Source organism: Nonomuraea sp. NPDC059023 (assembly GCF_042740095.1).
Lineage (GTDB): Bacteria > Actinomycetota > Actinomycetes > Streptosporangiales > Streptosporangiaceae > Nonomuraea.
Genome location: NZ_JBHYIO010000034.1, coordinates 54,569 through 67,466 on the forward strand (window position 1 = coordinate 54,569; position 12,898 = coordinate 67,466).

The window sequence follows — 12,898 nt, forward strand, 5'->3', positions numbered from 1 at the left end:
GGGTTTGTGGGGTTATTCGCCCCGAGTGCCCTGCGCGGCCGGAGACAGGTTGTCCCCCTTGAGCCACGCGGCCACGACCCGGGCGATCCGCGGGCCGGCGGCGCCGTCCCACAGGGGCGGCAGCTCGCCCGAGGGCGTCGCCGCGCCGTCGGCCAGCGCCTTGTCCGCCGCGGCCGGCAGCGAGGCCGGGGTGACCAGGCGGTTGGTGCCGTGGGTGATGGTGACCGGGCGCTCGGTGTTGGGCCGCACGGTCAGGCACGGGACGCCGAGCATGGTCGTCTCCTCCTGCACGCCGCCCGAGTCGGTCACGACCAGCGCGGCCCCGCGTACCAGCGACAGGAACTCGACGTAGCCGAGCGGGTCCACGACCTTGACCGCCGGGCCGTCCACGAGGCCGGCCTCGGCCAGCCGGGTACGCCCGCGCGGGTGGATCGGCACGACGAGCGGGATGCGCTCGGCCACGGACAACACGGAGTCGACCAGTTCCTTGGCGGCGGCCGGGCTGTCGACGTTGGCCGGGCGGTGCAGCGTGGCCACGGCGTAGCGCTCGGGCAGGCCGAGCCGCGCCACGATCGGCGCGGGGTCCAGCCTGGGCAGCGCGGAGAAGAGGCTGTCGATCATCGGGTTGCCGACGAAGTGCACCTTCTCCGGCGCGACGCCCTCGCGCGCGAGGAACTGCAGCGCGTCCGGCGAGGTCGTGAACAGCAGGTCCGACAGCGAGTCGGTGACGATCCTGTTGACCTCCTCCGGCATGCCGCGGTCGAACGAGCGCAGGCCCGCCTCGACGTGCGCGGTCTTGATACCGAGCTTGGCCGCCACCAGGATCGCGGCCAGCGTGGAGTTGACGTCGCCGTAGACCACGACCAGGTCGGGATCGTGCTCGGTGAAGACCTCTTCGAGGCCGATCAGGAGCGCCGCGGTCTGCTTGGCGTGGGTGCCGGAGCCGACGGCCAGGTTCGCGAGCGGGTCGGGCAGCGCGAGGTCGCGGAAGAAGACGTCAGACATCAACTCGTCGTAGTGCTGACCTGTGTGGATGATGCCCTGACGCACACCGAGTTCGCCGAGTGCTCGGACCACCGGGGCGGCCTTCACGAAGTTGGGCCGGGCGCCCAGAACGTGAAGGACCAGGGGGTTCTCCCGCATTGACCTCGCCTTTCATTGCGAAACAGGGAAAAACGTTGCCTATGGTACGGTCACCGCGTGGTATCCGACGCCAGACGCAAGGTTTCCGCCAAGTCGGCCCGAGCGGGCGTCGGCGGACTACTCAAAGGCTTCGTCCAGCACCCGATCATCGTCTCCCGCGTCGTCGTGACGAAGGTGAAGTCGGATCCGGTGCGGGTGGCCCAGGCCGCGGCGGACGCGCTTCCGCCGGTGCTGCGTCCCATCGTGGGCAAGGTCGCCTGGCCCGCCGCGCGCAAGGTGCGCTGGGCGGTGCGGAAGATCAGCATGCGCGCGGTCCAGGCCCCGTGGAACGAGGCAAAGGCGCACTGGGACGCCGGCCGGATCACCGAAGCGGCCCAGGTGCTCGATCCCCACGTCAAATACCCCTTCGTCAAGCGCAGGGCCGCCTACTACCGGGGCGAGCTGGCCGCGATCAGCCCCGATCCGATCCCGCCGAAGCCGGCCGTGGCGATCGGGGAGCGGGTCGACGGGCGGGTGCTGCACTGCGTCACCAACGCCCTGCCGTACACGCAGGCCGGATACACCGTGCGGACCCACCGCATCGTCACCGCGCAGAAGGCCGCCGGGCTCGACCCGCACGTCGTGACCAGCTGGGGCTGGCCGATGCTGCAGGGACACGCGGACGCGACGCCGTTCGAGGAGGTCGACGGCATCCCCTACTACCGGCTTCTGCCGGACGGGCGGGGCGAGATGCCGTTCGAGACCACCGGGCGGATCATCCGGGGCGCCGACGAGGTGACCCGGCTGGCCGAAAAGTTGCGGCCCCAGGTTCTGCACGCGGCGACCGACCATCGCAACGGCTCGGTGGCCCACGCCGTACGTCAGCGGACGGGCACGCCCTTCGTCTACGAGGTACGCGGGTTCCTGGAGGAGACCTGGGTCTCGCGTGACCCCGACGTGCGTACCGGCAGCCAGCGCGCGGTGCTGCAGCGCGAGCGCGAGGCGTTCCTCATGCGCGAGGCCGACGCGGTCGTCACCCTCGCCGAGACGATGGCCACCGAGATCGTCGAGCGCGGGGTGCCGCGCGAGAACATCTACCTGGCGCCCAACGCCGTGGACGACTCGCTGCTGAGCGTCTCCTACGACGGCGGCGCGTTCCGCCGGGACATGGGGATCGCCGACGGCGAGATCGTGGTCGGCTCGGTCTCCAGCATCGTCGGTTATGAGGGCTTCGCCACTCTGCTGCGGGCGGCGGCGTACCTGCGCGACCAGGGCACTCCGGTGCGCGCGCTGATCGTCGGCGACGGCAGCGAGCGGGAGAACCTCCTCGAGCTGGTCAAGGAGCTGCGCCTGGACAGCGCGATCCTGCCCGGCCGGGTCGATCCTGAAGAAGCGCTGAAAGCTCAGGCGGCGATCGACATCTTCGTCTGCCCGCGGGAGGACCTGCGGGTTTGCCGACTCGTTACGCCATTGAAACCCGTCGAGGCGATGGCGCTCGGGAAGCCCGTCGTACTCAGTGATTTGCCCGCTCTGTCGGAGCTTGTCGGCTCGGACGGCGCCGGTCTGCTCGTGCCGCCCGGAGACCCGGAAGAGCTCGCGAAGGCGCTGGCCGCGCTCCGCGAGGACCCCGCCAGACGTGCTGAGATGGGTGAGGCCGGACGGGCTGAAGTGGCCGCCAAGCGGACCTGGAGCCGCGTTGCCGAGACTTATCGAACGCTCTACCGATCCCTAGACGAACGATGACCCGGGATTTGCCTGCCGGTTGTGACGGGTTCGCTCGCATTAGGCGTGAGCTGAGTGGACTTGAGATAACCTTTGCGACCATGAAGTGTTGTTTCCGGCTCGCCAAGGTACAGCTGTGACAGAAATCGACTTGGCTGTCATCGGCCTGGGATACGTCGGCATGCCACTGGCCAAGGAGGCCGTGGCGGCTGGACTGCGGGTCGTCGGCGTCGACGTCGACCCCCGCAAGGTCGACGCGCTCAACGCCGGTCAGTCCTACATCGATGACCTGACGGACGCCGATCTCGAGCACATGCTGGACAACGGCTTCAGCGCCACGCTCGACGAGTCCGTGCTGGCCAAGAGCAACACCATCGTCATCTGCGTGCCCACCCCGCTGGACGAGGACCACCGCCCGGACCTGTCCGCGGTCGAAGGCGCCACCGGCACGGTCGCGCGCAACCTCACCAAGGGCACGCTCGTCGTGCTCGAGTCCACGACCTACCCGGGCACCACCGACAACGTCGCCCGCCCGCTGCTCGAAACCTCGGGTCTCATCGCCGGTCAGGACTTCCACCTGGCCTTCTCGCCCGAGCGCATCGACCCGGGCAACCCCAAGTTCGGCCTGCGGAACACCCCCAAGGTCGTCGGCGGCTACACCACGCCGTGCCGCGACCGCGCCGCCGCGTTCTACGCGCAGTTCATCGAGCAGGTCGTGCCCGTCAGCGGCACCCGCGAGGCCGAGATGGCCAAGCTGCTCGAGAACACCTACCGGCACGTCAACATCGCCCTCGTCAACGAGATGGCGATCTTCTGCGACGAACTCGGCATCAACCTCTGGGAAGCCATCGAGGCCGCGGCCACCAAGCCGTTCGGGTTCCAGAAGTTCCTGCCCGGACCGGGCGTCGGCGGGCACTGCATCCCCGTCGACCCGTCCTACCTTTCGTACACGGTACGCAAGCTCGGCTACCCCTTCCGGTTCGTCGAGCTGGCCCAGGAGATCAACGAGCGGATGCCGTCCTACGTGGTGGCCCGCGCGCAACGCCTGCTGAATCGGCATAAGAAGGCCGTGAACGGCGCCAAGGTCGTCATGCTTGGCGTGACCTACAAGGAAGACATCGCCGACGAGCGGGAGACGCCGGCCCTGCCGGTGGCGAGAGCCCTGCTGGAACTGGGCGCCGACCTCTCCTACGTCGACCCGCACGTCAAGGAATGGCTCGTGGACGGCACTCCGGTGCCGCGTGAGGAGGATCTGGCCCAGGCCGTAGTGGAAGCGGACGTGACCCTGCTGCTGCAGAAGCACGCCGCTTTCGACCTCGGGATGATCGAGGAGAAGGCCCGGCTCGTGCTGGACACCCGCGGTGTGCTCACCGAGGGTGAACGCGTCGAGCGGCTGTAGCGACGGAGGCTGCGCGCAGTGCACGTGCTCGTCATGACGGTGGTGCATCACCCCGAGGACGCCAGGATCCTGCACCGGCAGATCCGTGCGCTCGTCGATGCCGGTCATGAGGTCACGTACGCCGCGCCGTACACGGCGCGCGGAGTCGTTCCCCGCTCCTGGGTGAACAGCGTCGACCTGCCGCGCGCCGCCGAGCGCAAGCGGATCTCTGCCGTGCTCGCCGCCCGCAAGCTGTTCAAGCGGATGCGGGCCAAGGTCGACCTGGTGCTGATCCACGACCCCGAACTGCTGTTCGCGGTCTGGGGCGTGCGCAAACGCCCGCCCGTGGTCTGGGACGTGCACGAGGACACGCCGGCGACGCTCTCGCTCAAGCACTGGCTGCCGTCGTTCCTGCGCCCGCCGGTCCGCTTCTTCGCCAGACTCCTCGAGGGTACGGCGGAGCGTCACCTTCACCTGCTGCTGGCCGAGACCGCGTACGCGGGCCGGTTCAAGCACGCCCACCTGATCGTGCCCAACGAGACGTGGGTGCCCGACACCGTCACCGCCCCCGGCGACGACCGGGTCGTCTACCTCGGCTGGCTGTCGTGGGCACGCGGCGTACGCGAGGCGGTCGAGGTGGCCCGCATCCTTCAGCCGTACAAGGTGGCGGTCGAGCTGATCGGCTACGCCGACCCGCAGAGCCGTCCCATGCTCAACGAGGCCGTGGCGGAAGGCGTGCTCGAATGGCGCGACTTCATGCCCAACGACGAGGCGCTCAAGCGGCTCGACGGGGCACTGGCCGGGCTCTCGCTGCTCCACGACGAGCCCAATTACCGCCACTCCATGCCCACGAAGATCGTGGAGTACATGGCGCACGGCATCCCCGTGATCACCACCCCGTCGCCGCGCGCGGTGGAGCTGGTGGAGCGATACGACAGCGGCGTCGTCGTGCCGTGGCAGGACCCCAAGGCCGTGGCCCAGGCGGTGCTGACGCTCCGCGACGACGTGCGCGAACGGCAGGGCCAGGGCGCCCGCGGCTACGCGGCGGCCCGCGCCAACCACCACTGGCCGAACTCCGCCAAGCGGTTCGTGGCCCAGCTCGAGGCGTGGGCCGGGGTGAAGAAGTAGCTCTGGCTGTTTATTTCCGGCACATCACGAGGGCGGTAGGTTCCTGAACGTGCGCTGGCTCCTCGTCCTCCTGGGCGTAGCGGTCCTCGCCGCGGTAGCGGCTGTGGTCATCGTGCTGCCCTCCTCCTCGGAGAAACCGATCAAGACCAGCGGCAAGCCGGTCGCGAGCCCCACCAAGGAACAGCCGACGCCACAGGTCTCCGAGTTCAGCGACCCGTGCGGCACCTTCGACACCGACGAGAAGTACACCTACGCCGTCACCGGCTACTGGATCATGCCGAAGTCGAACCCGTGCACCTGGCGCCACCAGTTCCAGGAGATCCACCGGGTCGGCGGCGACACCGTCATCAGGATCGGGTACGGCATGCAGTACCGGCCGATCGACGACCAGGGCCGCATTCTGCGCCGCGACAACAACCAGGTCGACGACCTCTACGCCGGCTGCGTCGAGAACGGCAGGACCTGCCGGCAGGCGGCGGACGACGACCTCAAGAAGTTCAACCCGGGCAACCGGATCGCCAGGACCTTCGTCTACCGGACCGACGAGTCGTACAGCACGAGCATTTTCCGCTGCACCGACGTGGAACGGACCATCGAGGTCGGCAAGCGCGTCTACTTCCGCCTCATCGCGCCCATGGACGGCTCCGACGACGCGAGCTGCAACTTCGAGGAAGCCGGCAAGTACGACCTCATCCTCATCGCCGCGTCGAAGATGGACAGCCTCACCCAGCTCCTCACGCTGGGCGACCAGTTCGGCGTGCGCGTCTTCCCCGCGCTGCCGCTGGCCCCCCGCGACCAGAAGACCCCGACCAGGGCCAACCCCGCACACATCGGCGCCCTGACCACGCTCACCCGCCGCATCCTGCAGGACTACGGCGCCCGCTTCGAGGGCCGCGACGCGCTCGGCGGCGTCTACCAGCCCTTCGAAGTGCAGATGGGCGCCACGCTGGCCGGCAACCCCACACTCCAGGTGTACGCCGACCAGCACGAGATCGTCGAACAGGAGCTTCCCGACAAGCCCATCCTGATCAGCCCCTACATGGACGCCAGGAAGCGGGTCGGGTTCGGCCAGACACCGCTGCAGGTGGCCGAGGCGTTCAAGGCACTGGCCAGGACTGGCGTCGGCATCATCGCCCCGCAGGACAGCCGGGGCACCGGCAAGGTCGGCCTCTTCTGGCCCGACCAGCGCGGCGACGAGGTCGACCCCCGCCTGCGGCCGCTCGTGGGCGAGAGCACGTACGGCGACACCTACCACGGCTCCAGCCGCGACTACTACCGCGAGATGTCCATCGCCCGCGAGCAGATGCTCGCGGAGGGCTTCAAGGTGGACCTCTGGGCCAACGTCGAAGCCTTCGAACCCTCCGGCGACCAGCCCTGCACCCCGCAGGGCACCCGCGGCAAGACCGACAAGAAACGCCTCGACCAGGCCGTGACCATGGCCGGCCGCTACGTCCAGAAGGTCGTCTCCTACATGTGGAGCGACTTCATGACCTGCGGCGATCCTTCCCTGGAGAAGGAGATCATCAAGGACTACGCCCGCCCCATCGTCGTGGACGCCATCCGCCGCAACCGCGACATCCAGGACGGGATGGAGGTACGCGGCTACAACCTCGAAGGCGGCAGCGTCACCGTCGAATGGAGCGGCGGCACCAAGGACCTCGACATCGCCGGCGTCGGCTGGCTGGACAAGGTCCCCCAGGACCCCAGCCTCGCCGAGGGCCTGCAGACCGCATGGGTACCCTTCGACTGGTCGCAGGTGCCGCCCGGGGAATGGATCCGCATCGGGGTGAAGCTCCCCTCCGGACAGGCGGCGACGGAACCGCTCCGGGTCCGGATCAGCGTGTAACGTGCGGAGCATGGTGCCGAGCGTCCCGGTGAGCGTGGACCTGGTCGTGCTCACGGTGCGCTGCCAGGCACTGAGCGCGCTGGTCTGGCGCCGGGACAACCCGCCCTTTCTCCGGCGATGGTCGTTGTCCGGCGGCTTCATCCAGCTGGATGAGGACCTGCCGGACGCGGCCCGCAGGATCCTGGCCGAACGCGCGGGCCTGCCGGGCGCGCCAGTGCACCTGGAACAGCTGCAGACGTACGGCTACCCGGACCGGGACCCGAGGCAGCGGGTGCTGAGCGTGGCCTATCTGGGTTTGGCGCCAGATCTGCCCGCGTCGGAGAAGGCGCACATGGCGTGGATCCCGGCGGCAGAGTTGACCGTGATGGCCTTCGACCACAGACGCATCATGCTGGACGCCATCGAACGGGCACGGGCGAAGCTGGAGTACACGTCGCTGGGCGCGGCCTTCTGTCCACCGGAGTTCACGGTGGCGGATTTGCGGCGGGTGTACGAGATCGTGTGGGGCAGACTGCTGGACCCCCGCAACTTCCACAGGAAGGTCACCAAGGCGGAAGGCTTCCTGGTGGAAACCGGATCCACCACCACCCGGGACGGCGGCCGCCCAGCCAAACTCTACAAACGCGGCCCAGCCGAACTCCTCCACCCGCCTATGCTCCGCTCTTAAGGGCAAGGACTTCGCTGCCGCTCAGACGCCCTTCCCGGCCCACCCGTTGCCCAACTGGGGTGTTGACCGGCTGACACCCGCCCCGCCACAAAGGTGGTCGCTTCGCTCCCGCGCTTCTCCAGTCGGGCCGAGGCCCGACCCCTGGTGGACTTCGCTTCGCTCAGGCGCTTCCTCAAGGGGCAAGCCCAGGTTTGGCCGGGCGGGACACGAGCTGCCGCCTGGACGACATCGCACCCTCCATCTCGGACAACGCCCCCGCTCGGTGCCCCCTGGACCCAGTCACTTGGGCTGTCGTACAGGGATGTGCGGCTCACCGCGAAACCGAGCGCACCAGCAACCCGAATCTGTTGGTCACCAAAGCGGGCAGGAGCCCAGCCTCCGTCGCCTATGTCAACCACGTCCTGGACCCGGCCGTAGTCTCGCCGCCCGGCTGATTGAACTGGTCAATGCCATGAATGCCGAGCTTGTCGCCGCGGCATTCGGGATGCACCCCGAAGGGCTCATGATCTATCTCGCTGATCACGTCGACTCGCCCCGCGTACCCGAAATATGAGCATGAGACGTTGCAGCTCAGTGGCAGCGCAGATCGAACCCGGCCTCGTGGCCTCCGTCGAAGAACTCCACGATGACGCCCTTGTATCCATCTCCCCGCCATGATCCGCTCGGGTTGACATACACGGTGCCGGAAATCTCGCGACCTTCGACGCCTTCGACTGTGACGGACTGGAAGTAGCGTGCGATCTCGGCGTCTGGCAGCTTCGTGACCAGGGCCAGGTGGACCAGATAATCGCAATGATTGCTGTTGCCCGACAAAAGACCCACCATGCTCGCCTTGGCACGCTGATCAGGCTCGGTTTGAGGTGGAAGCGAAAGCCTGCTCACCCGCTCCTGCAGCCGGATCAGCCTCTCGTCGTTCCGCCCCTCGGGGATCTTGAACATCAGGACGGAGGCGACGACGAAGGCCAGGAGCGCAAGGCACACGAACAACGGCCACCTGCTTCGACGTTTCGGTAACGCCTCCGGGGCAGCCTCGGTCAGCACCATGCCATCCTCCAGGTCAACAACATGAGTCCGGTACTTGTGCTGACACTGCGGCAGGGGCGGTGCCCGCAAAGAGAGAGCGCGCCCATGATCTCAGAGGGGCACTGACCGATCACCTCTCATGGTGCCTCGAAAGAGGCCGAACCCGTGCAGTTTGGCGTCACCTGAACGTGGTCAGGGGCTCTCTTCCTGGAAGCGGGCCGGTCGCCGCCCCGGACGGGGCGGCGCAGCCGCTGGAACGGCACCATCGGATATCAGAACTGTCCGAATGCCTGGGCGGTTACCAGAGCCAGCGGCTCTCGGGGATCTGCCAGTCGGCGATCGTCGTGCGTTCGACGCGGATGACTCGTTGAGGTCCAGCCCATGAAGCCGGGTCGTGGAAGTTCGGCATTGTGACAGGTCCATCCTGTCTTCCCAGGTAGGTAGAAGGGGATGGCTTGGCCCGGTGGATGTGATCTCCGCTGTTGAGCGGCCAGGATCATCCCGGCAAGCGGTCCAAAGAGCTCGCGCGGTTCCGAAGTTCACCACCGCAACGTCTACATCGCAGGATCGCGACCCCCCGCTTCCTGGCCGATATACCGGGCTTTCAGCTCATTCATCAAGCTTTCGGAGTCCGCGTGGCTCATTCCCGTCTCGCCACGGATGAGAAGAATTGCCTGCTCCGATCGTCCTGCCGCGATCAGCTCACCTACACGGTCGGCAAGCTGATCGTCAGGCCATAGGGTGTCGTTCGCGCGGATGTGTGCGGCGGCGAGCATGTTGGCGACGTGGCATTCCGCCTCCTCAAGCCCGAGCCCTGTGTCTTCATGGATGGTTCGAGCCGCATCTGCGCTCTTACCCTCGTTGAGGAGGACGGCCGCACGAGCGCGAGTCTCTTCCGGCAGCGGCATCGGAAGTCCCAACCGCTGCCAGGGCCACTGATCCGGTCCCCGTCCTGGAGAAAGGGCCGATCGGCGGCGGCGTCGTAGCATCACCATGAGCACCACGCTCACGAGGCTCAGCAGGAACACTGACCATCCGACCCAGTGATCTAACCCCATGGCGCGATCGTACCTCTGAGGACAGAAGGTGCGATCTTAGGTAGAGCGGGCTGGGTGTGGTGGCGCTGCTTTGCTGGTGCGTTCAGATCGACGCGGAGCATGTGGTCGACGAACGGGTTGTATGGAGCCAATCGCGACGGGCGAGGCGGCAGCTGACATCGCTTCCGCGCGATGAGGGCTGGTCCCCTCGCTGGCCGGCATGTGGATCTACTTCCCGTCTACGAAGTCAGGCCGGCGGGAGGAAACGGTGCAAGGCGCGGTGGCTGGACCTCGCCCTTCAAGTCTTGCAAGGATCAAGCGGTGAGCCATAGTGATTGCGGTCTGCCTGCCGACAGAGCCTTGTTTTCGTGCGATCTTTACGATACTGACCCTGTGTCAACGCCAATGACGCAAGGTAAGGTGTGAATGTGTTGATCAGGTTCGCGGCTGCCAACTACCGTTCGATCAGTGAACCCATCGAGCTCTCTATGGTTGCGATCGATCGTGATCGCGAAGAAGCGCGTCCGGTCTCGCTGCTCGGGGAGAGCCTTCTGCCGATAGCGGCGATCTACGGGCCGAATGCCTCAGGCAAGTCGAACGTGATCGACGCGCTCGTGTGGTTGCGCGATGCCGTGCGGCACTCTCTACGCATCTGGGAAGACGAGATCCCGATCGAGCCGTTCGCCTTCGGAGAAGGCCCGGTCACCCCGAGCAGCTTCAGCGTCGAGATCGCGATCAAGGGTGTGCGATTCGAGTACTTGCTTGAACTGGATCGCGAGCGGGTCGTATACGAAGGGCTCTTCCACTACCCGGAGAAGAAGCGCCGGAGAATCTTCGAGCGGGAGGAAATGGAGCTGAAGCTCCAGCGAGGACTCGGGGGCCTGTCCGGTACGCGGGAACTGATGACGCAGCGCACCCTGGCGCTCTCGGTCGCGCGGAGGTTCGACGAGCCGCTCGTCACGGACTTCGCCGCGAGCTTCATGAGAATGCACGTGCTTGGGCAAACGGCCAGGCACCGAATGCGTGGCCTGCCGTACGGTGAGGCTCCGCTCTCGACGCTTCGATGGTTCGAACAGCCCGGCGATCAGCTCTCGCTGTTCGGGGAGAGCGAGCTTGATGCCGGGATCATCGGAGGTCGCGAACAAGCGCTGTCGCTGCTGCGGCTCGCCGATCTAGGTATCGAGGACGTGATCATCGAGGACCAGGACGAGAGCTATTCCGAGCCCAAGGGACGCGCTCGACGCCGGTTTCGTCTGCTCCACAGAACACTGAATGAAACCATGCCGTTCGAATGGCATGCCGAATCAGAAGGCACCAGGACCTGGTTCGCACTCATCGGCCCGGTTCTGACGGCGCTCAGGACGGGCACTGCCGTTCTCTTCGACGAACTTGATGCGAGCCTGCATCCGACTTTGTCTGCCGAGCTGCTCCGCATCTTCCACAGCCCGGTGACCAATCCGCGCGGCGCCCAGCTCGTCTTCACGTCTCACGATGCCAGCCTGTTGAACTCTCTCAACAGAGACGAGGTTTGGCTGACGGAAAAACGCCCGGACGGTTCAACTCGTCTCGGCGCGCTGGCCGACTTCGCGGGCGAGCGAGTACGGAAGTCGCAGAACCTCGAGAACGCCTATCTGCACGGAAGGTTTGGCGCGCTTCCCCAAGTGGATCAGTCCGCGCTGCTCCGCGCGCTTGGGCTGATCGGCTGATGGGCGCGAAAGGGCGGCCAAAGGGCGGCAGGCCACTGCGGCGGCAAGCGGAAAAGCGCCCTGAGCTTCGCACCATCGTGGTCTTCTGCGAAGGCCGGAATTCGGAGCCCGACTATATCAACGGCCTGAAAAGGCTTGCACACATAGCCGAGAACACCCGCGCTGAGCATCCACATCCATCTCGATCATGGCGTTCCGCTGACGCTGGTCCGCAAGGCAGTGGGGTACAAGAAAGATCCGGAAGTGGATGAATGCTGGTGCCTCTTTGATGTTGAATGGCCCCTGAATCATCCGAACCTCGCGCAGGCCGTCAATCTGGCGAAGTCCAACGACATCAACCTCGCGATATCCAATCCGTGCTTCGAGATCTGGTTAATGCTGCACCATCAAGCTTGCGGCGCCTTCATGGACACCGAGTCGGCGGAACGGTCATCGCGCAGGTTGGATGGGAGGCCCGGTAAGAGCATCGACGCCGAGGCGTACATGCCCATGCGGAAGAAGGCTGCGCGTCATGCCGAGAGGCTTGACGTCCGGCATGATCTGAACGGAACAGTCTTCTCGCACAACAATCCATCTTCTGGGATGTACAAGTTCCTGTGGAGTCTGGAGGGCAAGGATTGAGGTGTCATCTGCCGACATCCGCGGGTAACAGCGGGGCTGTGTCCGATTGCCGAGTTTCTCGATGAGCAGGTGGGGGGACTTGCGCCGTCCGGAGATCATTTTCAGGTCCACGCTCGACGGCGAGTACCGCAGCGATCCGACGATCACGTGTGTCGCGTTTATGTGACTGTATAGAAGAGCGAGTACTGCGAGCCAGAGCCGTTGAATTTCGCCTCCAGCTGTCCATGGCCTTGCTCGGATGCTCTGACCGTGTGCGTTCCGAGGCTGTCGTCGGGATCGATGGGCTCGGTGTCTTCGTCGAACAGTTCAATGGTCATGGTGTCCTGATCCAAATGGAAGCTCTTTGAGATCGTAACCGTGTGCCCCGGTGAAATGGGGACCGCATCGGAGTTCGGCCATACGCGCGAGCCGTTTACCTTGATGTAGACTTCGTCTTCTTCGCTGTCCTCCGTGCGAAGGCACGAGAGATGTGTCAGGTTAACCGAGGTCATGATGGAATTCCTTTCGTTGCTCGTCCGACGATGGAGTACCCTGGCAACGCCCGCGGAACACGACTATCGAATAAGAAGTGGCCACTGCTTGACTGTCGGGCTCCGCATGGGAGCGCCCCTTGACCTGCCAAAAGCTCTCTGCGAACTAAAACGGATG

The 12,898-nt window shown here is 66.0% G+C and carries 11 protein-coding genes; 7 read left to right on the plus strand and 4 right to left on the minus strand.

Annotated features, from left to right (window positions below; translation table 11 throughout):
* Positions 1–12: 12 nt before the first annotated feature.
* On the minus strand, positions 13–1,143 hold the full coding sequence (wecB, locus tag ACFWYW_RS42585) for a non-hydrolyzing UDP-N-acetylglucosamine 2-epimerase (protein ID WP_379611196.1): 1,131 nt from the start codon (positions 1,141–1,143) through the stop codon (positions 13–15).
* Positions 1,144–1,200: 57 nt separating this feature from the next.
* On the opposite strand from wecB, the gene ACFWYW_RS42590 reads away from it, so the two are divergent.
* The 5 genes from ACFWYW_RS42590 (at position 1,201) to ACFWYW_RS42610 (ending at position 7,863) form a co-directional block, all read left to right on the plus strand.
* Positions 1,201–2,865: a glycosyltransferase family 4 protein gene (locus ACFWYW_RS42590; protein WP_379611198.1), complete on the plus strand. Its 1,665-nt coding sequence runs from the start codon at positions 1,201–1,203 to the stop codon at positions 2,863–2,865.
* A gap of 115 nt (positions 2,866–2,980) precedes the next feature.
* The gene (locus ACFWYW_RS42595) at positions 2,981–4,243 is read left to right on the plus strand and encodes a nucleotide sugar dehydrogenase (RefSeq protein WP_379611199.1); all 1,263 of its coding nucleotides are present in this window, start codon (positions 2,981–2,983) and stop codon (positions 4,241–4,243) included.
* Between the two features lie 18 nt (positions 4,244–4,261).
* A complete protein-coding gene (locus tag ACFWYW_RS42600) occupies positions 4,262–5,350 on the plus strand; it encodes a glycosyltransferase (RefSeq protein ID WP_379611201.1) in 1,089 nt (362 codons plus the stop codon).
* Between the two features lie 49 nt (positions 5,351–5,399).
* Positions 5,400–7,196: a DUF4434 domain-containing protein gene (locus tag ACFWYW_RS42605; RefSeq protein WP_379611202.1), complete on the plus strand. Its 1,797-nt coding sequence runs from the start codon at positions 5,400–5,402 to the stop codon at positions 7,194–7,196.
* A 10-nt stretch (positions 7,197–7,206) separates the two neighbouring features.
* Entirely contained in the window at positions 7,207–7,863 is a 657-nt protein-coding gene (locus ACFWYW_RS42610; RefSeq protein ID WP_379611203.1) for an NUDIX domain-containing protein, read from the plus strand.
* Positions 7,864–8,433: 570 nt separating this feature from the next.
* Here ACFWYW_RS42610 and ACFWYW_RS42615 read toward each other — a convergent pair.
* Together ACFWYW_RS42615 and ACFWYW_RS42620 are read right to left on the minus strand one after the other, a co-directional pair.
* Positions 8,434–8,907, minus strand: a complete 474-nt coding sequence (locus ACFWYW_RS42615; RefSeq protein ID WP_379611204.1) for a hypothetical protein — start codon at positions 8,905–8,907, stop codon at positions 8,434–8,436.
* A gap of 533 nt (positions 8,908–9,440) precedes the next feature.
* A complete protein-coding gene (locus ACFWYW_RS42620) occupies positions 9,441–9,794 on the minus strand; it encodes a hypothetical protein (protein WP_379611205.1) in 354 nt (117 codons plus the stop codon).
* 557 nt (positions 9,795–10,351) lie between these two features.
* Here ACFWYW_RS42620 and ACFWYW_RS42625 point away from each other — a divergent pair.
* On the plus strand, positions 10,352–11,629 hold the full coding sequence (locus ACFWYW_RS42625; RefSeq protein ID WP_379611206.1) for an ATP/GTP-binding protein: 1,278 nt from the start codon (positions 10,352–10,354) through the stop codon (positions 11,627–11,629).
* 174 nt (positions 11,630–11,803) lie between these two features.
* Positions 11,804–12,250 carry an RloB family protein gene (locus tag ACFWYW_RS42630; protein ID WP_379611432.1) on the plus strand — a complete coding sequence of 149 codons (447 nt, stop codon included), beginning with the start codon at positions 11,804–11,806 and terminating at the stop codon, positions 12,248–12,250.
* A 158-nt stretch (positions 12,251–12,408) separates the two neighbouring features.
* On the opposite strand, the gene ACFWYW_RS42635 is transcribed toward ACFWYW_RS42630, so the two are convergent.
* Positions 12,409–12,741 (minus strand): hypothetical protein, encoded by a 333-nt coding sequence (locus ACFWYW_RS42635; protein ID WP_379611207.1) that lies wholly within the window; start codon positions 12,739–12,741, stop codon positions 12,409–12,411.
* Positions 12,742–12,898 lie beyond the last annotated feature (157 nt).

Excerpts from the sequence above, each read along its gene's own strand:
- wecB (WP_379611196.1), bottom strand. The coding sequence starts at position 1,143 with ATGCGGGAGAACCCCCTGGTCCTTCACGTTCTGGGCGCCCGGCCCAAC.
- ACFWYW_RS42610 (WP_379611203.1), top strand. The coding sequence starts at position 7,207 with ATGGTGCCGAGCGTCCCGGTGAGCGTGGACCTGGTCGTGCTCACGGTG.
- ACFWYW_RS42615 (WP_379611204.1), bottom strand. The coding sequence starts at position 8,907 with ATGGTGCTGACCGAGGCTGCCCCGGAGGCGTTACCGAAACGTCGAAGC.
- ACFWYW_RS42620 (WP_379611205.1), bottom strand. The coding sequence starts at position 9,794 with ATGCCGCTGCCGGAAGAGACTCGCGCTCGTGCGGCCGTCCTCCTCAAC.
- ACFWYW_RS42635 (WP_379611207.1), bottom strand. The coding sequence starts at position 12,741 with ATGACCTCGGTTAACCTGACACATCTCTCGTGCCTTCGCACGGAGGAC.